The organism is Streptomyces griseoaurantiacus, assembly GCF_036189845.1.
Taxonomy (GTDB): Bacteria; Actinomycetota; Actinomycetes; order Streptomycetales; family Streptomycetaceae; genus Streptomyces; species Streptomyces griseoaurantiacus.
On sequence record NZ_CP108326.1, the window covers coordinates 2587904 to 2612636 of the forward strand.

Consider the following 24733-nt stretch of genomic DNA (forward strand, 5'->3'; position numbering starts at 1 on the left):
CACACCTCTCCACCGACCCAGCACTGCCGCCCCATTGTCGGTGCCATACCAGTACCGACGTGAAGAGGGCGGCACTCTGCCCGAAATCGGGCAGGATTCTTGCGGATCTCCCGGGCTTACCCCAGGATCTACCGGGTGCACGAGGAACTTGTCGACCATCTGACGCGGTCCACGCCCCTGAGCCGGGGCGAGGCGCTGCGCGTGGTCCAGGACGTGCTCGCCTACTTCGACGAGACGACCGAGATGTACGTCCGCCGCCGGCACCGCGAACTCCAGGCGCAGGGGCTGGTCAACGCGTCCATCTTCGAGCGGATAGAGGCGGACCTGAAGTACCGCGCGGTGTCACCGCCGGACCTCACACTGCGCCAGCTGCGCCGCATCGTCTACGGCTGACCGGCCCGGCGGCACACGAGCACACGAGCACACGGCAACCGAACCGACCGACAGCAAGGGACATAAGGCCACATATGTGCGGAATCGTCGGATACATCGGAAGGCGCGACGTGGCGCCCCTGCTCCTGGAAGGTCTGCAGCGCCTGGAGTACCGGGGCTACGACTCGGCGGGCATCGTCGTCACCAGCCCCAAGGCCAGCGGCCTGAAGATGGTCAAGGCCAAGGGCCGGGTGCGTGACCTGGAGGCCAAGGTCCCCGCGCGCTTCAAGGGCACCGTCGGCATCGCCCACACCCGCTGGGCCACCCACGGCGCCCCCTCCGACGAGAACGCGCACCCGCACCTGTCGGCCGACAGCAAGGTCGCCGTCGTCCACAACGGCATCATCGACAATGCCGCCGACCTGCGGAAGAAGCTCGAGGCGGACGGCGTCGAGTTCCTCTCCGAGACCGACACCGAGGTCCTCACCCACCTCGTCGCCCGCTCCGAGGCGGCGGAGCTGGAGGACAAGGTGCGCGAGGCGCTGCGCCTCGTCGAGGGCACCTACGGCATCGCCGTCATGCACGCCGACTTCCCCGACCGCATCGTGGTCGCCCGCAACGGCTCCCCGGTCGTGCTCGGCATCGGCGAGAAGGAGATGTTCGTCGCCTCCGACGTGGCCGCGCTCGTCACCCACACCCGTCAGATAGTCACGCTGGACGACGGCGAGATGGCCACCCTCAAGGCGGACGACTTCCGCACCTACACCACCGAGGGCACCCGCACCACGGCCGAGCCGACCACGGTGGAGTGGGAGGCCGAGTCCTACGACATGGGCGGCCACGACACCTACATGCACAAGGAGATCCACGAGCAGGCCGAGGCGGTCGACCGCGTGCTGCGCGGCCGCATCGACGACCGGTTCTCCACCGTGCACCTGGGCGGCCTCAACCTCGGCGCCCGCGAGGCGCGCGCGGTGCGCCGGGTGAAGATCCTGGGCTGCGGCACCTCCTACCACGCCGGCATGATCGGCGCCCAGATGATCGAGGAGCTGGCCCGCATCCCCGCCGACGCCGAGCCGGCCTCCGAGTTCCGCTACCGCAACGCGGTCGTGGACCCGGACACGCTCTACGTGGCCGTCTCCCAGTCCGGTGAGACCTACGACGTGCTGGCGGCCGTGCAGGAGCTGAAGCGCAAGGGCGCGCGGGTGCTCGGCGTGGTCAACGTCGTGGGCTCGGCCATCGCCCGCGAGGCCGACGGCGGCATCTACGTGCACGCCGGGCCCGAGGTGTGCGTGGTGTCCACGAAGTGCTTCACCAACACCACCGTGGCCTTCGCGCTGCTCGCGCTGCACCTGGGCCGCACCCGGGACCTCTCGGTGCGCGACGGCAGGCGGATCATCGAGGGACTGCGGCGGCTGCCGGGGCAGATCAACGAGATCATGAAGCAGGAGGAGGAGATCAAGCGGCTGGCCGAGAGTTACGCCGAGGCCCGCTCGATGCTCTTCATCGGCCGCGTCCGGGGCTACCCGGTGGCCCGCGAGGCCTCGCTGAAGCTCAAGGAGGTCTCCTACATCCACGCGGAGGCGTACCCGGCCTCCGAGCTGAAGCACGGGCCGCTGGCGCTGATCGAGCCGGCGCTGCCCACCGTCGCGATCGTGCCGGACGACGACCTGCTCGAGAAGAACCGGGCGGCGCTGGAGGAGATCAAGGCCCGCAGCGGCAGGATCCTCGCCGTGGCGCACCAGGAGCAGCCGAAGGCCGACCAGACGCTCCTCGTGCCGAAGAACGAGGACGAGCTGGACCCGATCCTGATGGGCATCCCGCTGCAACTCCTCGCCTACCACACCGCGTTGGCGCTGGGCCGGGACATCGACAAGCCGCGCAACCTGGCGAAGTCGGTGACCGTGGAGTAGACGACGCGCCCGCTTTTCCTCGTCCTTGATCGCTTACCGTGGTGCTCACCGCGGGGGGACCGGCCTCCACGTCCGTGGGGGCCGGCTGGACGAGGACGCGAGGGAGCGTGGCGATGACGAGTCACACAGGGGCCTTTGGGCCCGGGGGCTGGGTGCCGGCCCCCGGCACGGGGGACGGCACGGAGCCGGCCTGGACGAAGGAACTGCTCGGTTCCGCCGGGAGCGGTGACTCCTTCGCACTGCTGCGGCTGCCCGCGGGCGGCGCCTCGCGGCTCGCCGGTTCCGCGGAGGACCGGATACTCGTGCTGGACGGCGCCCTCTCGTTCCCGGAGGCCGACGGGGAGGAGCCCCGGCTCCGGCGCAAGGGCGCCTACGCCGCACTGCCCCCGGCCGACGGGGCGGACGTGACCAGCGCCGAGGGCGCGCTCGCCCTCGTGCTGTCCGGCAGCCGGCTGGGGGCGCCCGCCGAGGACGTGTTCGGTCCGCGGGGGTGGCAGTCGACGGGGCCTGGGCAGTGGTCCCGGCTCCTCCTCGACGTGGTGCCGGACGAGAACTTCGACGAACGGGTCCTGGGACTGGCCCACTTCGAGCCGGGATCCTTCGCACCCCGGCATCCGCACCGCACGGCGCACCGGTTCCTCTTCCTCGACGGCGAGGCCGACGACGAATGGGTCCTGCCCGACGGGAGCCGGCACACCGCGCGCCGGGCCGCGGGCGACTTCGTCGACTATCCCTTCCCCGTGGAGCACCAGACCTTCAGCAGGACCGGCTGCACGCTCCTCTTCGTGCACGAGGCGCTGCCCACCGGGTCCTGACCCCGGGCCCTGCCCTCGGGGACGGGGCCCGCACGACGCGACCGCCGCGCGGGCCCCGTCCTCGGCGGTCCCGGGAACCGCCCCGGCCCGGGACCGGGCGGCGGTCAGCCCGTCGCCGTCACACGACGGCCGGCCACCCCGCGCCGCACGTCCGTCGGCCAGTGCGCGAGCACCGCCGTCGCCGCGTACCAGGCGACCGCGCCGGCCGCCACGGCGAACCAGCCGCCGACCTTGCCGAGGGCGTCGCTGCCGGCGAGGACGGATATCGCGAGCAGCACCAGGGAGACGAAGAACAGACCATAGGTGCCCTGGCCGAGCGCGTCGCCGGCCGCGCCGAGGGTCAGGGTCAGGGTCACGAGGGCGAAGAGCAGCAGGAACAGTCCGGCCGCGTTGTCGGAGACCTGGTTTCCGGCCGAGACGGCCCAGGTGAACCACAGGGCGCCGAGCGCCGCGAAGGCGGTGCCGTTGCCGGTGTCGTGCTCGCGGAAGGCCAGCAGGCCGACGAGGAAGAGGGCGACCCCTCCCACATAGTGGGCGAGTGTGACGGCGTTGGCCGCCGTGACGCCGTCGATCACATCGGTGTGGCCGAGGCCGAAGGCCAACAGGGTGATCCCCAGGGCGAGTCGGCCGGCGACGGTGGTCGTGCTGCTTCCCGCGGAGACGTCATTGTCCACGACGGGCTCCCTTCATGCGCGCTTGTGAAGTCGTGCGTGCCCGGTATATGCCCTTCACATGCGCACAAACACCTCTACGTGCGGGTAACTTCACCACGCGTCAGGGGTGTCCTCGCGGGCCCGGCCCCGCTCAGGGAATGACGACCACCGGGCGCCGGGCACGCTTGGCCAGACGGCCCGCGACCGAGCCGAACAGCCGGCCCACGAGGCCGTGCGTGGAGCCGACGACGATCGCGTCCGCCGCGTACTCCTGCCCGACCTCCTCGAGTTCGTGGCAGATGTCGCCCCCGCGCTCGACGAGGATCCAGGGCACCTCGGCCAGGTAGTCCGCGCAGGCCAGTTCGAGGCCCAGCACCTCGGTGCGGTGGTCGGGGACGTCGACGAAGACCGGCGGCTCGCAGCCCGCCCACACCGTGGTGGGCAGCCGGTTGGCGACGTGGACGATGATCAGGCCCGAGCGGATGCGCTGGGCCATGCCGATCGCGTAGGAGAGGGCGCGCTCACTGGAGGTGGAGCCGTCGAAGCCGACGACCACCCCGTGCTGGAACGCGGGGTCGCAGGGCGTGCGGCTCTCGTCCGACGCCAAGGGGTCGACCGAGGCGGGCTCGGCGACCGACCGCTTGCGGTCCGCGGGTTCGAAGAATTCGTGACCGGCCATGAGTGTCTCGGCGTTGTGATCCTCGTCGGGGACGGCGGTGTGCGGGAAGACGACGGTGCACGGCGGAGCTGTCCGGGAAACATCTTCCCCGGCCCATACCCCAAAGAGTACGGCGGCACGCCTTCCCGGCCCAGGGAACGGGCCCGGCTCCCGCACTGGCCGCGCGGGGTTCCCCGGAGCATGCACGAGCCACCGCCCCCGGCGCAACGGTCCCTGCCCCTTACAGGCGTCACCACGAGCGCTTCACACCGGCTCCACAGCACCTTCCCGGACATCGAGCGCGTTTCGGACGCCTCCACCGGAAGCGGAACCCGATCATCGCAGTGACCGCTGCCGCCGCCCCGCGTTGAACCCCGTGAGCCATCGCCCCAGGGAGCCCTTGTTGCCCGCACCCCGCCCGTCCCACGGCCGCCGCCCGCGCGCCCGCACCCGGCCCCGCTCCCCCGTGGCCGGCCCCCCTCAGGACACCGTCGGCGATCTCGTCCGCTGGGCCGCCTTCAGTTGCGTCCTGGTCCCCCTCGTCCTCGTCTGGTACGGCACCTCGCTGGCCGGCGCCACCGGCGCCGCCCTGGGGCTCGCGGCCGTCACCGCCGCCTGCCGCGCCCTGCTGCGCCGCTCCGAGCGGCACGCCGCACAGGCCGCCCTGGAGGCACTGCGGGCCCACCGGCCCCGTCCCGCGCACGCGTCCGAGGAACCCCGCGGATCCCTCGGGCCCCGGACCGGCCCGGCGGGGCGCCAGGCCGCCCACGCGCGCACCCGCCGGCCGGCTCACGCCGGAGCGTCCCAGGGGGCGCACAGGGGCGGTCGCCGGAACCGCCGAAATACGCCGGTCGACTGACCGGTTTCCGCGCACGCGCCCGCATGTTTTCGGCCAACTTCCCGGCCATGCGCACACACCCCTCACAGACCCCCCCACAGCCCGTTCGACCTGCACCGAAAGGGTCTGGGGAGGCGCGCGCACCCTATGGGGACCGGCCACCGGGACGAGGCGCACTTCCCTGCACGGCCCACGAGTGCAACGCTTCGTGATCGAATGCTTTACGCCAAGTTGCCATGTCGACAATTCGCCGGATGGTGAACCGGTCACGCCGGCACCACCCGAAGCAGTAGATTCGATCATGACTGTCTTACGGCGGGGGACTCGTGCTGGACCGAGGGGAAACGTGTTGGAGCGACAGACCCGAAGCATGGAGGGCGCCGCGACCACCGAGGGGGGCTTAGCAGTATGAGCCACGACTCCACTGCCGCGCCGGAAGCCGCGGTCCGGAAACTCTCCGGACGCCGCCGCAAGGAGATCGTCGCTGTGCTGCTGTTCAGCGGCGGCCCCATCTTCGAGAGTTCCATACCGCTGTCGGTGTTCGGGATCGACCGTCAGGACGCCGGCGTGCCGCGCTACCGCCTGCTGGTGTGCGGTGGCGAGGAGGGCCCGCTGCGGACCACGGGGGGCCTCGAACTCACCGCACCACATGGGCTGGAGGCGATATCACGGGCCGGCACGGTCGTCGTACCGGCCTGGCGTTCGATCACTTCTCCGCCGCCGGAGGAGGCGCTCGACGCACTGCGCCGGGCGCACGAGGAAGGCGCGCGGATCGTCGGACTGTGCACCGGCGCCTTCGTGCTGGCCGCGGCCGGCCTGCTCGACGGCCGCCCGGCCACCACGCACTGGATGTACGCGCCGACGCTGGCCAAGCGCTACCCGTCGGTGCACGTCGATCCCCGTGAGCTCTTCGTGGACGACGGCGACGTCCTGACCAGCGCGGGCACGGCCGCCGGCATCGACCTGTGCCTGCACATCGTGCGCTCCGACCACGGCAACGAGGCGGCCGGCGCGCTGGCCCGCCGGCTGGTGGTGCCACCGCGCCGCAGCGGCGGGCAGGAGCGCTACCTGGACCGCTCTTTACCGGAGGAGATCGGCGCCGACCCGCTCGCCGAGGTCGTCGCCTGGGCCCTGGAGCACCTCCACGAGCAGTTCGACGTGGAGACGCTGGCTGCCCGCGCGTACATGAGCCGGCGCACGTTCGACCGCCGGTTCCGTTCGCTCACGGGCAGCGCGCCGCTGCAGTGGCTGATCACGCAGCGGGTGCTGCAGGCACAGCGGCTGCTGGAGACCTCCGACTACTCGGTCGACGAGGTCGCGGGCCGCTGCGGCTTCCGCTCGCCGGTGGCGCTGCGCGGGCACTTCCGGCGGCAGCTCGGCTCGTCCCCGGCCGCGTACCGGGCGGCCTACCGGGCGCGCCGGCCGCAGGGTGAGCGTCCGGCCGAGGCCGAGGGCGTCCCGAGTCCGGTCGCGGGCCCCGGCGGTCCGCAGCCGATGGCACCGGATCAGCCTCCGCAGCTGCCGATGCAGTCGCGGCGTGCCGCGGCGGCGAACGCCCTGGGCGCGGCGGCCTCCGTCTCGGCCCCGGCGCCCGAGCACGGCCACGGGCCGGGAGCCGGCCGGCACGCGCAGGAGATGTACTACGCGGGCAGCGGCCGCGCGGGCGTACCGGGCTCGCGGGGCGCACCGTAGGAGGCGCTCCCCGGGCGGGGCGGGGCAGGCCGTACGGACCCGGTCCGGCACGGTCCGCCCCGCCCCGCCCGCGCGTGCCGTGCGCACGTCCCTCGTGCACGGGCGGTCCGCCGTGCCGCCGCGGGGTCATAAGGTAAGGCTCATGAACGATCGCATGGTGTGGATCGACTGCGAGATGACGGGTCTCTCGCTGTCCTCCGACGCGCTCATCGAGGTGGCCGCGCTGGTCACCGACTCCGAGCTGAACGTGCTGGGCGAGGGGGTGGACATCGTCATCCGGCCGCCGGACGAGGCGCTGGAGACGATGCCCGAGGTGGTGCGCGAGATGCACACCTCCTCCGGCCTGCTGTCCGAACTGGCGTCCGGCACGACGATGGCCGACGCCGAGGAGCGGGTGCTCGCCTACGTCCGCGAACACGTCAAGGAGCCCCGCAAGGCCCCCCTGTGCGGCAACTCCGTCGGCACCGACCGGGGTTTCCTCGCCCGGGACATGCCCTCGCTGGAGGAATACCTCCACTACCGCATCGTGGACGTCAGTTCGGTCAAGGAGCTGGCCCGGCGCTGGTACCCGCGGGCCTACTTCAACAGCCCCGAGAAGAACGGCAACCACCGGGCGCTGGCGGACATCCGGGAATCCATCGCGGAGCTGCGCTACTACCGGGAGGCGATCTTCGTACCGCAGCCCGGACCGGATTCCGACACGGCCCGCACCATCGCCGCGAAGCACGTGGTCACCGGCCACTGACCTGGGCGTCCGGCCCCCGCGGTGGCCCCGGACACCCCCCGCGAAAAGGCGTGCGCGAGCACCCCCGCGGACCCTGTACACTTTTTCTCGGCCGGTCGGTGGAACACCAGGGAAACCGTCGGTCATGGTGGGTGTAGCTCAGATGGTAGAGCACCTGGTTGTGGTCCAGGATGTCGCGGGTTCGAGTCCCGTCACTCACCCTTTCTCGAAAAGGCCGGTCACCCGAAGCGCTGGGTGACCGGCCTTTCGCATACCCCGTTCCCTCCCCCGGCGGGAACCGCCGGGGTTCCCCGCGTACCGCCCCGGGGCCCTCTACGACGACGCCCGGACGACCAGTTCCGTCGGCAGGACCTCGTGGCGGCGTTCCGCGGGGACGGCGCCCGGGAGGCGGTGGGCGGCGATCTCGTGCAGCAGGAGGTCGATCATCGCCCGGCCCATCTCCTCGATCGGCTGGCGGACGCTGGTCAGCGGCGGATCCATGTGGCGGGCGATCGCGGAGTCGTCGTAGCCGATCAGGGCGACGTCCTCCGGTATGCGGCGGCCCGCCTCGCGCAGTACCTGGCGGGCACCGGCGGCCATGACGTCGGAGCCGGCGAAGACCGCGTCGAGGTGCGGGGTGCGCTCCAGCAGCCGCGACATCGCCCGGCGGCCGCCCTCCTCGGTGAAGTCGCCCGGCTCCACAAGGTGTTCGTGGACGGGGAGTCCCGCGTCCCGCAGGGCCTCCCGGTAGCCGTCCAGACGCCGCTGGGCGCCGTAGACGGCGAGCAGTCCGGTGATGTGGGCGATCGTGCGGCGGCCGCCCGCCAGGAGGTGCTCCACGGCCGAGCGGGCGCCCGCGTAGTTGTCCGAGTCGACCGAGGCGAGCGTCTCCGCGCCGGAGCGCGGGCCGCTGATCACGGCGGGGATCTCGAGCTGGGCGATCAGGTCGGGCAGCGGATCGTCGGCGTGCACGGAGACCAGCAGCACCCCGTCCACCCGGTGCGCGGCCAGGTACTGGGCGAGCCGGCGGCGCTCACGGTCCCCGCCCGCGAAGATGAGCAGCAACTGCATCTCCGTGTCGGACAGTTCGGCGCCCACACCGCGCAGCATGTCGGAGAAGTACGGCTCGGCGAAGAACCGGGTCTCGGGCTCGGGGACGACCAGCGCGATGGCGTCGGTGCGGTTGGCGGCGAGTGCGCGGGCGGCGGTGTTGGGGACGAAGCCCAGCTCGGCGACGGCCGCCTCGACGGCGGCGCGGGTGGCGGCGCTGACCCGGGGGGACCCGTTGATCACCCGGGAGACCGTGCCGCGGCCCACGCCGGCCCGGGCGGCGACCTCCTCCAGGGTGGGCCGTCGACCGCCCCGGCTCCGCCCACCGTTGACCGCCATAGTCGCCGCCTCCTGTTTTGCCGCTTTCAGGCCAGGAATGTAACAGCCCGGGACGGCACGGCGTACGGGCCCGTCGTCTTCCGCCGAGGACCATCGTCCCTCGTCGGACGGACTCCGTGCCCTCTCCGGCGGCACAAAAGACGGGAGGGGCGCGGCCGGTGTCCGGCCGCGCCCCTCCCGGGCGGTGTGGATCAGCCCTGCGAGCCGGTGGCCGGCAGCGCGTTCTCGCGGATCACGCCCGCGTACCAGTGGGCGCTGTCCTTGGGGATGCGGCGCTGGGTGGAGTAGTCGACGTAGACGGCGCCGAAGCGCTTGGAGTAGCCGTAGGACCACTCGAAGTTGTCAAGCAGCGACCACAGGAAGTAGCCCCGCACGTCGGCGCCGTCGGCGACGGCCCGGCGGACGGCGTCCAGGTGGGCGTGGAGGTAGGCCACCCGCTGCGGGTCGTTGACCTTGCCCTCGGGCGAGATGTAGTCGTCGAAGGCGGCACCGTTCTCGGTGACCATCAGCGGCAGTTCGGGGTGCGACTTGGCCAGGTCGGTCAGCAGGGTGTGCAGGCCGCTGGCGTCGATGGCCCAGTTCATCGCCGTGAGGTTGTCGTTGGCGAGGTGGAAGGCGACGTGGTCGGAGCCCGTCCACGGGGAGTGGGCGCTGGCGCCGTGACCGTCGTTCTTCGTGGTGCCGGCACCGTCGACCGGGTGCGAGACCACGGTCGGCGAGTAGTAGTTGACGCCGAGGACGTCGATCGGGCGGGAGATCTCCGCCAGGTCGCCGTCCTGGACCAGCTCGTTCCAGTCCACCAGGTGGGAGGTGTCGGCGATCAGGTCCTGGGGGTAGGCGCCGTCCAGGATCGGGCCGGTGAAGACGCGGTTGCCGACGGCGTCGATGCGGCGGGCCGCCTCGGCGTCCTCGGGGCTGTCGGTCAGCGGGCGGACCTGGTGCAGGTTGAGGGTGATGGAGGTCTGCGCGGTCGACGGCAGGAGGTCGCGCAGCACCCCGACCGCCTTGCCGTGGGCCAGGTTCAGGTGGTGGGCGGCGCGCAGGGTGGCGGCCGAGTCGGTGCGGCCCGGGGCGTGCACACCGGAGCCGTAGCCGAGGAAGGCCGAGCACCAGGGCTCGTTGAGGGTGGTCCACACGCCGACGCGGTCGCCGAGGGCGCGGGCCATGATCTCGGCGTAGTCGGCGAAGCGGTAGGCGGTGTCGCGCTGCGGCCAGCCGCCCGCGTCCTCCAGCTCCTGGGGCAGGTCCCAGTGGTAAAGGGTGGCGACCGGGGTGATGCCCGCCTCGAGCAGCTCGTCGGTGAGACGGCGGTAGAAGTCCAGGCCGCGCTCGACGGCGGGGCCGCGGCCGGTGGGCTGGACACGGGACCAGGAGACCGAGAAGCGGTACGCCTTCAGGCCGAGGTCCTTCATCAGCGCCACGTCGTCGCGGTACCGGTGGTAGTGGTCGGCGGCGATGTCGCCGGTGTCACCGTTGCGCACCTTGCCGGGGGTGTGGCTGAAGGTGTCCCAGATGGAAGGGGTGCGACCGTCCTCGGCGGCGGCGCCCTCCACCTGGTAGGCGGCGGTGGCGGCACCCCAGACGAAGTCGGTCGGGAAGGAGAGAGAGGTGTCCGTTACCGGCCGGGCAGTGGTCTCGGGTCGTACGGCGGTCATGGTGAGAACGCTCCCAAAGTGGCGTGAGGCGGTCCGGACGGTGGTCAGTCCGGCGGTGGGGGGGGGGGGAAGGCAGGAGAGGCCCGGGTGCGGGCCCGGCGGGGCGGGGTTTCGGTGCGGAGCGGACCCCGCGGGCGGCGGGTGACTCGGGGAGGCGGGCGGTGCCGCCTCCCCCGCCGGTACGGCCCGTGTGCGGGACGGGCCGTACCCGGGTGGACGTCAGCCCTTGACCGCGCCCGCCATGATGCCGCCGACGATCTGCTTGCCGAAGACGATGAACACGAGCAGCAGCGGGAGCGTGCTGATCAGCGCGCCCGCCATGACGATGCTCTGGTCCGGCGTGTACGAGGCGCTGAGCAGGCCGAGCGCCACCTGGATGGTGGGGTTCTCCTGGTTCAGCGCGAGGAAGGGCCAGAAGAAGTCGTTCCATGCCTGGACGAAGGTCAGCATGCCGAGCACCATCATCGCGGGCCGGGCGGCGGGCAGGACCACGTTCCAGACGATGCGGATGTTGCTCGCGCCGTCGACCTTGGCCGCCTCGATGAGCTCGTAGGGCAGCGCCTCGATCAGATACTGCCGCATGAAGAACACGCCGAAGGCGCCGACCAGGGTCGGGAAGATGACCGACTCCAGCTGACCGTTCCAGCCGATGTCCGACATCATCATGAACAGCGGCACGACGCTGAGCTGCGGCGGGACCGTCAGAGTGGCGATGACCGCGGTCATCAGCACGTTGCGGCCGCGGAAGCGCATCTTGGCGAAGGCGTAGCCGGCCAGGGTGCAGAAGAACAGGGTGGCGGCGGTGATGCAGCCGGCCACGATCGCGGTGTTGACGATCGCCTTGCCGAGGTTGGCCTGCTCCCAGGCCGTCTGCAGGTTGCTGAACAGCCTGCCGCCCGGGATGAACGGCGGCGGGGTGTCGAGGACCCGCTGCTGGTCGTGCGAGGCGGCGACCAGCGTCCAGTACAGCGGGAAGACGGAACCCAGGCCGACGATGATCAGGAAGACGTACGTCAGCGGGCCGCCCTTGAGCTGCTGGCCGGCGCCGATCTTGAAGCGGTTGCGGCCCTTGCCCGGCTCGGCGGGCAGCGGCGCCGGGGCGGGCCCCGGCACGGCGGTCTTGGTGGGACTTGTCGTGGTCATCGATTTCGCTCCCGTCAGACCGCGGCGCTCTTGCGCACGAACCGGCTGATGATCCAGTTGATCAGGGCGATCAGCAGCAGCAGGACGAGCATGGCCCAGGCCACGGCCGCGGCCGGACCGAGGTGTCCGAGCTTCCAGCCGTAGTTGTAGAGGTAGATGCTCAGCGTCTCGTACTGGTGGTCGCTGCCGCCGACGGCGCCGAGGGTGCCGCCCTGCAGGAGCAGCGGCTCACCGAAGAGCTGCATCGAGCCGATCGTCGAGATGACGATGGTGAACAGGATCGTGGGCCGCAGCGAGGGGATGGTCACCTTGCGGAACTGCTGCCAGCGCGTGGCTCCGTCGATCGAGGCGGCCTCGTAGAGGTCCGTCGGCACGGCCTGCATGGCGGCCAGGTAGATGAGGGCGTTGTAGCCGGTCCAGCGCCAGATCACGATGATCGAGATGGCGATCTTGGACGTCCAGTGCCCGTTGCCCCAGTCGGTGTCGCTCGGGGCGCCGAAGAAGTGCAGCACCCAGTTGAGCATGCCGCCGTCGGCCCGGAAGACCAGGGCGAACACGAGGGCGGCGGTGGCGACCGAGGTGGCGTACGGGGTCAGGATGAGCGTCCGCCAGAAAGTGCTGGCGCGCAGCTTGTAGTTGAGCAGATGGGCGAGGCCCAGCGCGACCAGGAGCTGCGGGACGGTCGAGATGACGCCGATGACGAACGTGTTGGAGACGGCCGTCCAGAACTCGGAGTCCTGGAGGATCCTCGTGAAGTTCTCGAAGCCGACCCACTCGGACTGGTCGAGGCTCGTCATCTCCACCCGGTGCAGTGCTATCCAGCCGGTGTAGAGGAGCGGGTACAGACCGAAGGCGCCGAAGATGAGGAAGAAGGGCGCGATGTAGGCGTACGGCGACGCCTTGTCGTCGAAGCGCCACAGGCGGGAGCGCCACGCGCTGCGTTCCTTCGACGCGGTGCCGGAGCCGCCGGGCGGCGGGCTGTAGGCACCCTGTGTGGGGGTTGTCGTTGCCACGGAGGGAGTCCTTCCCTGGGAGGTTGCGGCCGGGTAGGGGGCGGGGGGCGCGTGCACGGGCCGGGCGCCCATCCCGCCGCTCCCTGCGCTGTTCGGTACGGTAGCGAGCCGCCCGCGCCGCGGCCTGACGTACGTGTGTGCGGAACCCTGGGGTTCCGCTGAGGGACCGGATCCGGCGGACGGGACCGGATCGGGCATCGGTCCCGGCTCCGCTCGGCGGATCCGGCCCGACCACCGGGGGCCTTCCCGTCGTACCGGCACCGTTCCCCCGTGCCGGTCCGGTACGACGAGCCGGCACCCGGTGGCGTCCGGGCACGAACCCGGTGCGCCCCGTCACCGGGGCGCGCACCCGGCCGGCGGGTGAACGCCGGCCCGGTGACGCGGATGCCGTCGGCGGCCGAAGCCGCCGGTGCGGTGCGGGCAGCCCCTGGGGACCACCCGCACCGCCGGGGTTCAGCCGATCGCCTTGTCGATGGTGTCGACCGCGTCGCTCCAGGCCTTGTCGGGCTTGGTGCCACGCTGCGCCATGTTGTTGATCTGGCGGGAGATCGTGTCCTTGATCACGCCGTCCTTCGGGCCGAGCACCGCCGCGGGGATGACCTTGGCCTCTTCCGCGTAGATCTCACCGATCGGGGCGTTGTTGAAGTACGGGAGCTTGGCGTTCTTCACGTCGGGAAGGTCGTAGGCCTTCGTGTTCGACGGGAAGACACCGATGGCCTTGAAGACCTTCGCCTGCTGCTCGGGCGCGGTCAGCCACTTGACGAGCTCCTGCGCCTCCTTCACGTGCTTGCCGGCCTTCGGCACCGCGAGGAAGGAACCGCCCCAGTTGGCGGCGGCGTCGCCGGGCGCACGGGCGATGTCCCACTTGCCCTTGAAGTCGTCACCGGAGTTGACGGAGATCTGGCCGGCCATCCACGCCGGGCAGGCCACGGTCGCGATGGAGCCCTTGCGGAGCGCGGCGGTCCACGGGTCGTCGAACTGGGCGAGACCCTGCGAGAGGCCCTTGTCCGTGGCCTCGACGGCCAGGTCCCAGCCCTTCTTGACGGAAGCGCTGTCCTTGTAGATCGGCTTGCCGTCGGAGCTGTAGTACTGCTCCGGGGAGGAGGAGACGACCGCGTTGTACATCGCGCTCGCGGAGTCCATGAAGTAGGTCTTGTCGGGAGCCTTCTTCTTGAACTTCTCGCCGAGCTTGATGTAGTCCTCCCAGCCGCCGGCGACGGCCTTCGTGACGTCCTCGCGGTCGGTCGGCAGACCCGCCTTCTCGAACAGGTCGCGGCGGTAGCAGAGCGACATCGGGCCGATGTCCGTGCCGGCGCCGATCACCTTGCCGTCGTCGGTGGTGACCTGCTTTTCCTTCCAGTCCACCCAGTCCGCGACGTTGATCGTCTTGCTCAGGTCGACGAACTTGTCCGCCTGAGTGGTGACGACCTCCTTGGTGCGGCCGACCTCGATGCCGGTGACATCACCCAGACCACTGCCCGCGTTCAGCTGCTGAAGCAGCTTCGGGTAGTAGTCCTCCTCCTTGGTGGAGGTCTCTTCCTTCACCGTGATGTTCGGGTGCAGCTTGTGGTACTCGTCGAACAGCTTGGCTTCCTTGTAGCCGAACTGCCCGAAGTCCGCGAGCTTGAGGGTGATGTTCCCGTTGGAGTCCGAGCTGTCCGAGTCGTCGCTGCTGCAGCCGGTCAGCAGCAGCGCCGAGGCCGTGAGGACCGTGGTGGTCACGGCCGCTGCTCTGCGGCCTCGACCGCCGCCGGTACGGGTGATGCGCATTCCACTACTCCTTGTTCCAGTGGGGAACGGGACCTCAGGAATCGGGCTGCCGGGGAACCGGCAGTCCGGACCTGCCCTCTCGGTTCGAGCAGCGGCCAGTTCACAACACGAGGTGTGTGGTGAAAAGATGCTGGTCAACAGTGGGTGTTGCGAGGTGGAGGGAAGGGCCTTCGGTGTTCTGGTCCACACGGGAGTAACCCCCCGAGGACCCGTGGGACCGCTCCCACGCGGCATGCCGGAAGACTCGTTCCTGCGAGCCCCAGTGTCAAGACTTGAAAACGGCGTCGTTGCGCAAGCGTGTTGTAGGCGTCACGTTTACGTGTCGTGACGTCACGTGTAACCAGCCCGACACACTGCCGTCACACCCCGGATTCCCGCAGGTCAACGACGTCTTCGCGGAGCCCCCGATGAGCCGGGTACGGTCCACGGAGGCGGTTTGGGAAATTTCTGGGTCAGAATGAGGCCCGCCCCCCACTGATCGCCGAGAGGTGAACGATGAGACCTGCCGACCCGCCGGCCAGGAACGCGGACGTCCGGCGCCCCACCCTCAACGCCGTGGCCGCGCTCGCCGGTGTCGGGCGCGGCACCGTCTCCCGGGTGATCAACGGCTCCCCCAAGGTGAGCGACCGCTCCCGGGCCGCCGTCCAGCGGGCCATCGACGAACTCGGCTACATCCCCAACCGCGCCGCCCGTTCCCTGGTCACCCAGCGCACCGACTCGGTGGCGCTGGTCGTCCCCGAGGCGCAGAACCGGCTCTTCTCCGAGCCCTACTTCTCCGGGATCATCCGCGGGGTGTCCGCCGGACTCGCCGGTGCGGGCATGCAGTTGCTGCTGGTGCTGGTCCGCGACGAGAAGGAGTACGCGCGCCTCGCCACGTACCTGTCCGCGCAGCGGGTGGACGGCGTGCTGATGATGGCCGTGCACAGCGACGACACGCTGCCCGACCGGCTCGAGGAACTGGCCGTGCCGACCGTGCTGGCGGGCCGGCGCGGCGACGGCGAACCGCTGGGGCACGTCCGCGCGGACAACGGGGGCGGGGCCCGCAGCGCGGTCGAACACCTGCTGGCCGGCGGTCGCCGGACCATCGGCACGATCACCGGGCCGCTGGACATGGATGTGGCGCAGGCCCGGCTCGAGGGGTACCGGGAGGCGCTGGAGAAGGCGGGGCTCGAAGTCCAGGACGACCTGATCGTCCAGGGCGACTTCACGGAGGACGGCGGCCGCTGGGCCATGCGGGAACTGCTGCGGCGGCGCCCGGAGGTGGACGCGGTGTTCGCCGCCTCGGACGTCACGGCCTCGGGAGCCGTGCTGGAACTGCGGGCCTCGGGGCGGCGGGTGCCGGACGACGTGGCGGTGATCGGCTTCGACGACTCCATCGTGGCGCGGCACATCGACCCGCCGCTCACGAGTGTGCGGCAGCCGCTGGAAGAGATGGGGCGGACGATGGCGCGGTTGCTGCTCGACGAGATCGAGCAGCGGGGGGCGGGGCATCGGGGGGTCGTCCTGCCGACGGAGCTGGTCGTACGGGAGTCGGCGTGAGGGGGGTCCCCTCGCCGACGTAGGGGGCTTCCGGCCTCCGGCGGTGGGCCTCCGGCCGGGGCGGCGGGGGACAGTGGCGTGCTGCTCGCCGTGCGGGGGTGGGGGTTCGGTGGGGGGCTCGGCCTTCGGGGGCGGGGGTCCGGTGGGAGTGCCCCGCCTACGGGGGGGGTTCGTGTACGTGGGCCCCTTCGGGGGGGGTGACCTCGCCTACGGGGGGGTGGGGGGTTCGTGTGCGTGGGCGGGTGCGGGTTCGTGGGTCGGGCGCGCAGTTCCCCGCGCCCCTCGTTCGGTGGGCCGGGGGTCTTGTGAAGACGCAGTTCCCCGGGCCCCTGAGGGGTGGGGTCGGGGGCTTCGTCGTGAGGCGGTTTGTTGCGGCGCTGAGGGGTTCGGGACTCCCGGGGGTTTTTCGTGGGAGCGCTCCCATGCATAATGGGCGGCGCAACCGACCCGTGGGAGCGATTCCATGACCGAGCCGATGTCCGTGTCCTTCCCTCCCGCCTTCGTCTGGGGAGCGGCCACCTCCGCGTACCAGATCGAGGGAGCGGCGGCGGAGGACGGCCGAACGCCGTCCATCTGGGACACCTTCAGCCACACGCCGGGAAGGACGGCCGGCGGCGACCACGGTGACGTGGCCATCGACCACTACCACCGCTACCGCGACGACGTCGCGATGATGGCCGAGCTCGGTCTGGCCTCCTACCGCTTCTCCGTCTCGTGGTCCCGGGTGCAGCCCACCGGGCGGGGCCCGGCGGTCCAGCGCGGGCTGGACTTCTACCGGCGTCTGGTCGACGAGCTGCTCTCCCACGGCATCAAGCCGGCCCTGACGCTCTACCACTGGGACCTGCCGCAGGAGCTGGAGGACGCCGGCGGCTGGCCGGAGCGGGAGACCGCCTACCGGTTCGCCGAGTACGCGGCACTCCTCGGGCAGGCGCTCGGCGACCGCGTCGAGCAGTGGATCACCCTGAACGAGCCCTGGTGCAGCGCCTTCCTCGGCTACTGCTCCGGCGTGCACGCCCCTGGCCGCACCGACCCGGAGGCCTCGCTGCGGGCCGCGCACCACCTGAACCTCGCGCACGGCCTGGGCACGACCGCCCTGCGGGCCACCCTGCCGGCCGGCGCCTCGGTCGCCGTGAGCCTCAACTCCCAGGTGATCCGCCCGCTTTCGCAGGACCCCGCGGACCTGGAGGCGGCGCAGCGGATCGACGACCTCGCCAACGGTGTCTTCCACGGCCCGATACTGCACGGGGCCTACCCGGAGACGCTGATCAAGGCGACCCGGTCGGTCACCGACTGGGCCTTCGTCCAGCAGGGCGACCTGGTGCTGACCCACCAGCCGCTGGACGCGCTCGGCCTGAACTACTACACGCCCGCCCTGGTGAGCGCGGCGGAGAACGCGCCGTCCGGTCCGCTCGCGGACAATCACGGCTCCGGCGCGCGGGCACCGTGGCCGGGCGCCGACGACGTGACCTTCCACCAGCCGCCGGGCGAGCGGACGTCGATGGGCTGGGCGGTCGACCCGACCGGGCTGCACGACCTGGTCATGCGCTACACCCGCGAGGCGCCCGGGCTGCCGCTGTACATCACCGAGAACGGTGCCGCCTACGACGACGAGCCGGACGCCGAGGGCCGGGTGCACGACCCGGAGCGCATCGCCTACCTGCACGGCCACCTGACGGCGCTGCGCCGCGCCGTCGACGACGGCGCCGAGGTGCGGGGCTACTACCTGTGGTCCCTGATGGACAACTTCGAGTGGGCCTACGGCTACGAGAAGCGGTTCGGGGCGGTCCACGTGGACTACGAGACGCTGGCCCGCACTCCGAAGTCGAGCGCCCACTGGTACAGCCGTGTCGCCCGCACCGGCACGCTGCCGCCCCTCCCCTAGGGGCCGGCTCCACAGACCACCGTGCCCGCGCCACTACCCGCCCCGCCCGGCGCGGGCACGGTCGCAAGTCCCGGCCCGGCCGGCGTAAGCGGACGCCGGCCGGGCCGGTCAGAGGGGACGGGGCGCGGTCCTGGTGGGGGCTTTGCGGGGAAGCGGACCGCGCCCCGCGCTGAGCGGGAGCTGCCCGGCGGAGGGCGCCGGGCAGCTCCTTTCCCTCGGCTCTCTCTGGCTGCCTCGGCTGCCTCGGCTGCCTTGGCTACCTTGGCTGCCTTGGCTGCCTTGGCTGCCTTGGCTACCCTGGCTACCTTGGCTCCCTTGGCTGCCTTGGCTGCCTTGGCTGCCTTGGCTGCCTTGGCTGCCTTGGCTACTTGTAGGCCGCGAACGCCTTGGAGAAGTCGAACGCCCCCTGCGTGATCGAGCTGCACGTGGCGTCCGCCGTGTTCTTCGGCCCGCCCGCACAGCTCTTGTCGCGCGTCGCGGACCACATCGACAGCCACGCGAGCCCCTTGGACTTCGCGAAGTCCACGAGCTGCTTGGCGTCGTCGACCTTGAAGACCTCCGAGGACACGTCGTTGACGCCGATCATCGGGGTGACCGCGACCGCCTTCCACGCCGCGCCGTCCGAGAGTCCGAGCACGCCCTTGATCTGCGCCTGGGTCGCGGTGGCCGCCTGGACGGCGTACTCGCCCATGTCGCCGTCGTACGAGGCCCCGTAGTCCATCGCCATGATGTTGACGGCGGAGATCTTCACGCCGTTGGACTTGGCGTTGGACAGCAGGTTGACGCCGTCCTGGGTCAGCCCCTCCGGCATGACGGGCAGGGTGAAGGAGACGTCCAGGCCGGAGTGGGCCTGCTGGAGCTTGGCGATGGCCTGGGCACGCCGGGTGTTGGCCGCCGCGTTCGGCAGCGCGCCGCCCTCGATGTCGAAGTCGACCTTGGTCAGCTTGTACGTGTCCACGACCTTGCCGTAGGCCGCCGCCAGTGCGTCGGCGGAGCTGCAGGTGGTGCCGAGTTCGGAACCGGAGGCGCCGCCGAAGGAGACGCGGACGTCGCCGCCCTTGTCCCGCAGCTTGCCGATCTGCGCGGCGACCGCGTCACTGCCCAGATCGCTGACGCCGCCCCACTTCGGGGTGCAGCCGCCGCCGTCGGTGACGAAGGCCAGGTTGAAGTCCTTGACGCCGGCGGCCTCGGAGGCGGCGAGCAGGTCGAAGGCGGGGTAGAGCGAGGTGTCGACGTAGGGGGAGAAGCCGGCGCCGCCCGCGCTGCCGTTGCCGGTGTCCGGCGGGGTCGAGGGGCTGGAGCTCGGCTTCGGCGGGGTGCTCTGCGAGGGCGTGGCGCTCTTGCTGGGCTCGGCGCTCGGCTTCGAGGTGGCGGTCTCGGAGGGGCGCCCGCTCGGCTCGGGGGTGCTGCCCTCGTCCGCGGAGCAGCTCGCGCCGTCGATGCGGCAGCCGGTGGGGTCGCCCTTGCCGTTCACGACGAAGCCGACGGTGACGGACTCGTTCGCGGCGAGCCCGTCCTTGTCCCAGGAGGGGGCCGTCACGGTGACGTGCTGTCCGCTGACCTTCGAGGTGGCGTTCCACAGCGAGCTGATTCTCGCCCCCGCGGGCAGGTCGAACTCCAGCGTCCAGTCGTCCTCCTTGGCACCGCTGTCGTTGGTGACGACGTACTGGGCGGTGTAACCGGTCTCCCACGTGCTGGACTTGGTGTAGACGGCACCGACGCCGGCCGCGTGGGCGGTTCCGGTGAGCGCGAAGGCGCCGCCGCCCGCCACGGCCGCGGCGACGACGCCACCGATCACCTTGTTCCTGCCGCTGACCCTGCGCCGGTGCGTCACGCTCATCTGGTGCCTGCTTTCACTGCTCACGGAAGTGTGGGGTGCGGCGACAAGCTAGCGGGCGGGATTCGGGCGCATCGGCCCAATCCGGGCCGGGGTCACGGTTCTTAGGGTGCGCTTAAGGAAGGGATGGGCGGGGGTTAAAGGTAGAGACCAATCCGGGGGCGACGCGCCCGCCCGGGCCGGTGTCCGACGGGCGGCGCGCGTCCGCGCGTTCCCCGTTGGGGGACGGGAACGGCACCCTCCCGGTTGCCCCCGCCACCCGCGCCACACGGCCGAGCCGCACGGGCGCGGGCGGCCCCGTCACACCCCCGCGGAGCGTCGCCCCTACCTCGCCGCGGCCGCCCGCTTGCGGCCGCGCACCCTCCCCCGGTGACCGCGGCGGCCCTTCGGCTCGGTGCCGCGGCCGTCGAGCTGTATCCAGATGCGGACCTCCGTGCCGCCGAGGACGGAGGACCCGATCCGCACGTCGCCGCCGGTCGACTCGGCCAGCCGCCGCACGATGTCCAGCCCGAGCCCCGTCGACCCGTCGTTGCCCGAGCCGCGCCCCCGGGCCATCGCGGCGCCGGGGTCCTTGATGCCGGGCCCCGCGTCGGAGACCAGCACGATGACGGCGTCCTCGGCGTGGTGCACGTCGACCGCGAAGGCGGTCCCCTCCGGGGTGTGCCGGAAGACGTTGCCGAGCAGGGCGTCGAGCGCGGCGGCCAGATCGGCACGGGCCACGGGTATGCGCACCGGGCGGTCGATGCCGGCCGTGCGCACCTTGCGTCCCTCGTCCTCGGCCAGCGCGGACCAGAACTCCATGCGTTCACGTACCACTTCGGCCGCGTCGCACCCGGCCCCGGGGCTCGGGGCGGTCGTCTGCGGCTTGGCCTCCCGGGCGGTGCGGATGATGGTGTCGACCTCGCGTTCGAGCTGGGCGACGGCGGCCCGGGTCTGGTCGGCCGCCGGGCCCTCGCCGAGCGAGGCGGCGTTGAGCCGCAGCACGGTCAGCGGGGTGCGCAGCCGGTGCGAGAGATCGGCGGCCAGTTCCCGTTCGTTGGCGAGCAGTTGGACGACCTGGTCGGCCATGGAGTTGAACGCGACCGCCGCGAGCCGCAGTTCGGTCGGCCCCTCCTCGGGCACCCGGGCGCCCAGTTGCCCCTCCCCCAGTTCGTGCGCGCCCTCGACGAGGCGCTGCGCGGGCTGCACCATGCGCACGCCGAGCCGGTCTGCGACGGCGACCGAGCCGACGACGAGCGCGGCGCCGACGGCGGCGAGCACCGCCCAGGCCGTGCCGACGCCATTGCTGACCTCGGCCTCCGGCACGTACACCTCGACCACGGCGATGGCCCCGGAGCCGATGGCGACGGGCTGGAGCAGGGTGAACCCGCCCGGCACCTCGCTGGTGGAGGCCCGGCCCAGCTTGCGGGTGGCCTCGATGTCCTTCTCGGCGGCACGCCGCCGGCCGAGGTCGAGGGCCTTCGTGGCGCCCTCGCCGTCGCTGAGGACCCTGCCTTCGCTGTCGGTGCCCGCGGCCGCCGGGATGTGCACCGCGATGCCCTCGTCGTCGGAGCCGGCCGAGGCGACGACGCGTTCGAGCTGTTCGCGCTCGGTGGTGATGGACAGCGCGGGCGCCACGGCCGCCGCCTCGCGCTCGGCGTTGGAGAAGGCGCGGTCGCGTGCCATCTCCTTGATGACGAGGCCGAGCGGCACCGCGAAGGCGACCACGACCATGGTGGTCACCGCCACGCACACCTTGACCAGTGCCCACCTCATGACAGCGGCTCCGCTCCCGGCGGCTCCAGCTTCACGCCGACGCCACGCAGGGTGTGCAGATAGCGGGGCCTGGCCGCCGTCTCCCCCAGCTTGCGCCGCAGCCAGGAGAGGTGGACGTCGATGGTCTGGTCGTCGCCGTAGGACTGCTGCCACACCTCGGCGAGCAGTTCCCTGCGGGGGACGACCACTCCGGGGCGTCCGGCGAGGAAGGCGAGCAGGTCGAACTCGCGGCGGGTCAGGTCCAGGGGTGTGCCGTCGAGTTCGGCCTGGCGGCGCAGCGGGTCGATGGCGAGGCCGCCGACGCGGATCACCGCGGAGGCCGGGGCCCCGCCCGCGCCGGAGCGGGCCCGGCGCAGCACGGCGGCCATCCGGGCGGAGAGGTGCTCCACGGAGAACGGCTTGGTGAGGTAGTCGTCGGCGCCCGCGTTGAGCAGCCGGACGACCTCCGTCTCGTCGTCCCGCGCGGTGGCCACGATCACCGGTACGTCGGTGATGCCGCGCAGCATCTTCAGCGCCTCGGAGCCGTCCAGATCGGGCAGTCCGAGGTCGAGTATCACGACGTCGAACGAGAAGTGGGCGACCTCGCGCAGTGCCTCGAGCGCGGTGCCGACACTGCGCACGAGGTGCGTGGCCTCGGTCAGATGCCGGATGAGCGCGGAGCGTACGAACTGGTCGTCCTCGACCACGAGCACACTTGCCATGCGCCGCACCGTACGCCATGCGCGCGGGTGGCTCCGGAGCCTGTGGACAACTCCACGACGCACAAAGGACATTCGAGACTGTGTGCGACTGGCGGGACGCGCGTGGGGCGGGTGAGGCAGTATGACAGCGATGTACAGAGGACTCGTTCACGTATCGGCGTGGTCGCTCGCCACCGGCGCGGCGGTCACCCTGTCGTGGTGGGGTGTCCACACGGTCATGGCGGGAACCGCCTACGACCCGCCGCGCGCCCTGCCCATCACGGCGGCCGGCTCGACGCAGGAGGCCAGGGCGCTGGCCCGGCCGACCAGCCGCCCGCCGAAGCCGGCGCACAGTCCGTCCCCGTCCCGGACGTCGAAGGCGCCCGCGCCGTCCGGCACCCCGGGGGCCGCCTCCTCCCCGCCCTCCTCGTCCTCGGGGGACTCCGGGAACTCCTCGGGCTCCTCCGCGCACTCGTCGAAGGGTTCTCCTCCGGCCTCCTCCGGGGAGGTCAAGGGCTACGACACCGACGGCGGCCGGGTGGTGTTCGACATCGGCGACGCCTCCGCGACGCTGGTGTCCGCGACGCCGGGGGCCGGCTGGTCGATGCAGGTGTGGAAGACGGAGTCGTGGATCCGCGTGGAGTTCACCTCGGGCGCGGACAAGGTGTCGGTGTTCTGCACCTGGCACGACGGGCCGCCGCACGTGGACATCGGCACCTACTGAGCCGTCCGCGCACGGGGTACGGCACGGCGCACGACGGCACGGCCCCGCTCAGTCGAACACCGAGGGCGGCGGCGCCGGCGAGGCCACCGCGTCGGCGTCGGTGACCGGGCGGGCGCCGCCGGTGAAGTCGGCCAGCGCCCTGCCGTGTTCGACCCGGGCGGAGTGCGGGTCCGAGGCCGCGCGCCGGGTGAGTTCGGCGAGGGGCAGCGGCGCGTCGGAGGCGAGGAGTATCGCGTTGCCGAAGCGCCGGCCGCGCAGCACGGCCGGTTCGGCGACCAGCGCCAGTTCCGGGAAGACCTCCGCCGCCGTGGCGATCTGTCCGCGCAGATGGGCCAGCGGCGGACCGTCCGTCAGGTTCGCCGCGTACAGCCCGCCGGGGCGCACCACCCGGCGGGCGTCGGCGAGGAACTCCACCGAGGTGAGGTGGGCCGGTGTGCGGGCCCCGTCGAACACGTCGGCGAGGACGAGGTCGGCCCAGTCCTCCGGCAGCTTGGCGAGGCCCTCGCGGGCGTCGAGGGTGCGGACGCGGATCCGCGCGCGCGGGTCGAGCGGCAGCGTCTCGCGGACGAACCGCACGAGGGCGCCGTCGCGCTCGACGACCTGCTGGGTGGAGCGGGGGCGGGTGGCGGCGGTGTACCGGGCGAGGGTGAAGGCCCCGCCGCCGAGGTGCGCGATCCGCAGCGGCCGGCCGGGCGGGGCGGCGAGGTCGATCACATGGCCGAGGCGGCGCTGGTAGTCGAAGGCGAGACGTGTGGGGTCGTCCAGGTCGACGTGCGACTGCGGGGCGCCGTCGAGGAACAGGCTCCAGGAGTGGGGGCGGTCGCGGTCGGGCGTCAGCCGGGCCAGTCCGCCCTCGACGGTCTCCTCGACCTCGGCGGCCGCCCGTCGGCCGCCGCCCCGGCCACTCGCCTCCCCCTCGTCCGTCACGGCCCTGCCGGCCTTCGGGGCCCTGCCGGCCTTCGGGGTCTTCGCCGCCCTCGCGCTCCTCGCCATCCGCCCATTATCGGCCGGGCGCCTGCGGCCCCGGGCGGGACCACGGCCTCACCGGCGGGACCCGGTCCCCGGTCTCACCTGCAGCTGTCCGCCGCCCGGAGCAGTCGCGCGGCCTCGCCGAGCGCGTCCCGCAGCACCGCGGGGTCCGTGGCCGGCTCGGCGCCGCCGGGCGGCAGCAGCCAGCCGCCGCCCTCGCCGGCCGGCTCGGGGGCGGCCGGTGCCGTCGCCGAACCGTCGGTCTGGGTACAGGTGCTGCCCGGCACGTCCCAGGCGTCCGCCGTCCCGGCCGGCACCAGGAAGCCGAGGGTGTCGCAGTCGTCGTCGTGCAGGACGGGTCCGACCCGGTCCCCCGTGCCGCGGCGCAGGATGTCCACGGCCTCGAGTCCCTGCCGGGCGGGCACGGTCACCACGTCGGGAAGGCCGGGCGACGACAGCGCCCCGCGTGCGCCGTGCACCCCGTGAGCTCCCTGCGCCCCATGGGCTCCATGTGCTCCATGTACTCCATGGGCTCCACGCGACCTTCGGGGATCGATCCTCGTCATCCCGGCCTCCCACACGGCGTACCCCTCCTGACGGCTGAGTGGTCGGGAGTTCCGGCGGCTCCCGGTCCACGGGGTACAACGCACGAGCCCGCCGACGGCTACGGCGCACACACCTTCCCGAGGATGGCAGTTCATGGCAGATCCCG

The 24733-nt window shown here is 72.0% G+C and carries 21 protein-coding genes and 1 tRNA gene; 10 read left to right on the plus strand and 12 right to left on the minus strand.

Translation table 11 applies throughout. The annotated features are described in order from the left end of the window. Positions 1-135: 135 nt before the first annotated feature. The 3 genes from OHB09_RS11425 to OHB09_RS11435 all read left to right on the plus strand — a co-directional run bounded on the left by OHB09_RS11425 (position 136) and on the right by OHB09_RS11435 (position 3100). On the plus strand, positions 136-393 hold the full coding sequence (locus tag OHB09_RS11425) for a hypothetical protein (protein WP_006140629.1): 258 nt from the start codon (positions 136-138) through the stop codon (positions 391-393). A gap of 74 nt (positions 394-467) precedes the next feature. Further along, on the plus strand, positions 468-2285 hold the full coding sequence (gene glmS / locus OHB09_RS11430; protein ID WP_006140630.1) for a glutamine--fructose-6-phosphate transaminase (isomerizing): 1818 nt from the start codon (positions 468-470) through the stop codon (positions 2283-2285). Between the two features lie 113 nt (positions 2286-2398). Then, positions 2399-3100 (plus strand): hypothetical protein, encoded by a 702-nt coding sequence (locus OHB09_RS11435; RefSeq protein WP_234525527.1) that lies wholly within the window; start codon positions 2399-2401, stop codon positions 3098-3100. A 104-nt stretch (positions 3101-3204) separates the two neighbouring features. On the opposite strand, the gene OHB09_RS11440 is transcribed toward OHB09_RS11435, so the two are convergent. Both OHB09_RS11440 and OHB09_RS11445 read right to left on the minus strand, forming a co-directional pair. Further along, entirely contained in the window at positions 3205-3774 is a 570-nt protein-coding gene (locus OHB09_RS11440) for a GPR1/FUN34/YaaH family transporter (protein ID WP_167794864.1), read from the minus strand. A gap of 130 nt (positions 3775-3904) precedes the next feature. Beyond that, positions 3905-4432: a universal stress protein gene (locus tag OHB09_RS11445; RefSeq protein ID WP_006140632.1), complete on the minus strand. Its 528-nt coding sequence runs from the start codon at positions 4430-4432 to the stop codon at positions 3905-3907. Between the two features lie 382 nt (positions 4433-4814). On the opposite strand from OHB09_RS11445, the gene OHB09_RS11450 reads away from it, so the two are divergent. The 4 genes from OHB09_RS11450 (at position 4815) to OHB09_RS11465 (ending at position 7886) form a co-directional block, all read left to right on the plus strand. After that, positions 4815-5270, plus strand: coding sequence for a hypothetical protein (locus OHB09_RS11450; RefSeq protein ID WP_407077320.1), 456 nt, complete (start codon positions 4815-4817; stop codon positions 5268-5270). Positions 5271-5657: 387 nt separating this feature from the next. Next, positions 5658-6941, plus strand: coding sequence for a GlxA family transcriptional regulator (locus tag OHB09_RS11455; protein ID WP_093589153.1), 1284 nt, complete (start codon positions 5658-5660; stop codon positions 6939-6941). Between the two features lie 142 nt (positions 6942-7083). Continuing rightward, positions 7084-7686, plus strand: coding sequence for an oligoribonuclease (gene orn / locus OHB09_RS11460; protein WP_006140638.1), 603 nt, complete (start codon positions 7084-7086; stop codon positions 7684-7686). Positions 7687-7813: 127 nt separating this feature from the next. After that, a tRNA-His gene (locus OHB09_RS11465) sits at positions 7814-7886 on the plus strand. Between the two features lie 112 nt (positions 7887-7998). Here OHB09_RS11465 and OHB09_RS11470 read toward each other — a convergent pair. The 5 genes from OHB09_RS11470 to OHB09_RS11490 all read right to left on the minus strand — a co-directional run bounded on the left by OHB09_RS11470 (position 7999) and on the right by OHB09_RS11490 (position 14635). Beyond that, positions 7999-9054 (minus strand): LacI family DNA-binding transcriptional regulator, encoded by a 1056-nt coding sequence (locus OHB09_RS11470; protein ID WP_328921932.1) that lies wholly within the window; start codon positions 9052-9054, stop codon positions 7999-8001. Between the two features lie 191 nt (positions 9055-9245). Beyond that, positions 9246-10709: a GH1 family beta-glucosidase gene (locus tag OHB09_RS11475; RefSeq protein ID WP_328921933.1), complete on the minus strand. Its 1464-nt coding sequence runs from the start codon at positions 10707-10709 to the stop codon at positions 9246-9248. 219 nt (positions 10710-10928) lie between these two features. Further along, positions 10929-11852 carry a carbohydrate ABC transporter permease gene (locus OHB09_RS11480; RefSeq protein ID WP_006140642.1) on the minus strand — a complete coding sequence of 308 codons (924 nt, stop codon included), beginning with the start codon at positions 11850-11852 and terminating at the stop codon, positions 10929-10931. A 14-nt stretch (positions 11853-11866) separates the two neighbouring features. Next, on the minus strand, positions 11867-12865 hold the full coding sequence (locus OHB09_RS11485; RefSeq protein ID WP_191890108.1) for a carbohydrate ABC transporter permease: 999 nt from the start codon (positions 12863-12865) through the stop codon (positions 11867-11869). Positions 12866-13318: 453 nt separating this feature from the next. After that, on the minus strand, positions 13319-14635 hold the full coding sequence (locus OHB09_RS11490) for an ABC transporter substrate-binding protein (protein ID WP_167793355.1): 1317 nt from the start codon (positions 14633-14635) through the stop codon (positions 13319-13321). Between the two features lie 495 nt (positions 14636-15130). Here OHB09_RS11490 and OHB09_RS11495 point away from each other — a divergent pair, with 495 nt between their 5' ends. Together OHB09_RS11495 and OHB09_RS11500 are read left to right on the plus strand one after the other, a co-directional pair. Further along, positions 15131-16174: a LacI family DNA-binding transcriptional regulator gene (locus tag OHB09_RS11495; protein ID WP_006140645.1), complete on the plus strand. Its 1044-nt coding sequence runs from the start codon at positions 15131-15133 to the stop codon at positions 16172-16174. Positions 16175-16637: 463 nt separating this feature from the next. Beyond that, complete coding sequence (locus tag OHB09_RS11500; protein ID WP_191853137.1) at positions 16638-18056, plus strand: GH1 family beta-glucosidase; 1419 nt, start codon at positions 16638-16640, stop codon at positions 18054-18056. Between the two features lie 364 nt (positions 18057-18420). On the opposite strand, the gene OHB09_RS11505 is transcribed toward OHB09_RS11500, so the two are convergent. The 3 genes from OHB09_RS11505 to OHB09_RS11515 all read right to left on the minus strand — a co-directional run bounded on the left by OHB09_RS11505 (position 18421) and on the right by OHB09_RS11515 (position 22349). Continuing rightward, a complete protein-coding gene (locus OHB09_RS11505; protein ID WP_167793358.1) occupies positions 18421-19896 on the minus strand; it encodes a glycoside hydrolase family 18 protein in 1476 nt (491 codons plus the stop codon). A 321-nt stretch (positions 19897-20217) separates the two neighbouring features. After that, a complete protein-coding gene (locus OHB09_RS11510) occupies positions 20218-21648 on the minus strand; it encodes a sensor histidine kinase (RefSeq protein WP_328921934.1) in 1431 nt (476 codons plus the stop codon). Beyond that, entirely contained in the window at positions 21645-22349 is a 705-nt protein-coding gene (locus OHB09_RS11515; RefSeq protein WP_006140649.1) for a response regulator transcription factor, read from the minus strand. The genes OHB09_RS11510 and OHB09_RS11515 overlap by 4 nt, the downstream gene beginning before the upstream one ends. Positions 22350-22479: 130 nt before the next feature. Here OHB09_RS11515 and OHB09_RS11520 point away from each other — a divergent pair, with 130 nt between their 5' ends. After that, complete coding sequence (locus OHB09_RS11520; protein WP_167793359.1) at positions 22480-23052, plus strand: hypothetical protein; 573 nt, start codon at positions 22480-22482, stop codon at positions 23050-23052. A gap of 48 nt (positions 23053-23100) precedes the next feature. Here the strand turns inward: OHB09_RS11520 and OHB09_RS11525 are convergent, their stop codons facing one another. Next, positions 23101-24045, minus strand: coding sequence for a spermidine synthase (locus tag OHB09_RS11525; protein ID WP_328921935.1), 945 nt, complete (start codon positions 24043-24045; stop codon positions 23101-23103). Between the two features lie 74 nt (positions 24046-24119). Next, the gene (locus OHB09_RS11530; RefSeq protein ID WP_006140653.1) at positions 24120-24500 is read right to left on the minus strand and encodes a hypothetical protein; all 381 of its coding nucleotides are present in this window, start codon (positions 24498-24500) and stop codon (positions 24120-24122) included. Between the last annotated feature and the right edge of the window lie 233 nt (positions 24501-24733).

Excerpts from the sequence above, each read along its gene's own strand:
- OHB09_RS11480 (WP_006140642.1), bottom strand. The coding sequence starts at position 11,852 with ATGACCACGACAAGTCCCACCAAGACCGCCGTGCCGGGGCCCGCCCCG.
- OHB09_RS11510 (WP_328921934.1), bottom strand. The coding sequence starts at position 21,648 with ATGAGGTGGGCACTGGTCAAGGTGTGCGTGGCGGTGACCACCATGGTC.
- OHB09_RS11445 (WP_006140632.1), bottom strand. The coding sequence starts at position 4,432 with ATGGCCGGTCACGAATTCTTCGAACCCGCGGACCGCAAGCGGTCGGTC.
- OHB09_RS11470 (WP_328921932.1), bottom strand. The coding sequence starts at position 9,054 with ATGGCGGTCAACGGTGGGCGGAGCCGGGGCGGTCGACGGCCCACCCTG.
- OHB09_RS11500 (WP_191853137.1), top strand. The coding sequence starts at position 16,638 with ATGACCGAGCCGATGTCCGTGTCCTTCCCTCCCGCCTTCGTCTGGGGA.
- OHB09_RS11435 (WP_234525527.1), top strand. The coding sequence starts at position 2,399 with ATGACGAGTCACACAGGGGCCTTTGGGCCCGGGGGCTGGGTGCCGGCC.
- OHB09_RS11520 (WP_167793359.1), top strand. The coding sequence starts at position 22,480 with ATGTACAGAGGACTCGTTCACGTATCGGCGTGGTCGCTCGCCACCGGC.
- OHB09_RS11455 (WP_093589153.1), top strand. The coding sequence starts at position 5,658 with ATGAGCCACGACTCCACTGCCGCGCCGGAAGCCGCGGTCCGGAAACTC.
- OHB09_RS11515 (WP_006140649.1), bottom strand. The coding sequence starts at position 22,349 with ATGGCAAGTGTGCTCGTGGTCGAGGACGACCAGTTCGTACGCTCCGCG.
- OHB09_RS11475 (WP_328921933.1), bottom strand. The coding sequence starts at position 10,709 with ATGACCGCCGTACGACCCGAGACCACTGCCCGGCCGGTAACGGACACC.
- OHB09_RS11525 (WP_328921935.1), bottom strand. The coding sequence starts at position 24,045 with ATGGCGAGGAGCGCGAGGGCGGCGAAGACCCCGAAGGCCGGCAGGGCC.
- OHB09_RS11505 (WP_167793358.1), bottom strand. The coding sequence starts at position 19,896 with ATGAGCGTGACGCACCGGCGCAGGGTCAGCGGCAGGAACAAGGTGATC.
- orn (WP_006140638.1), top strand. The coding sequence starts at position 7,084 with ATGAACGATCGCATGGTGTGGATCGACTGCGAGATGACGGGTCTCTCG.
- glmS (WP_006140630.1), top strand. The coding sequence starts at position 468 with ATGTGCGGAATCGTCGGATACATCGGAAGGCGCGACGTGGCGCCCCTG.
- OHB09_RS11490 (WP_167793355.1), bottom strand. The coding sequence starts at position 14,635 with ATGCGCATCACCCGTACCGGCGGCGGTCGAGGCCGCAGAGCAGCGGCC.
- OHB09_RS11495 (WP_006140645.1), top strand. The coding sequence starts at position 15,131 with ATGAGACCTGCCGACCCGCCGGCCAGGAACGCGGACGTCCGGCGCCCC.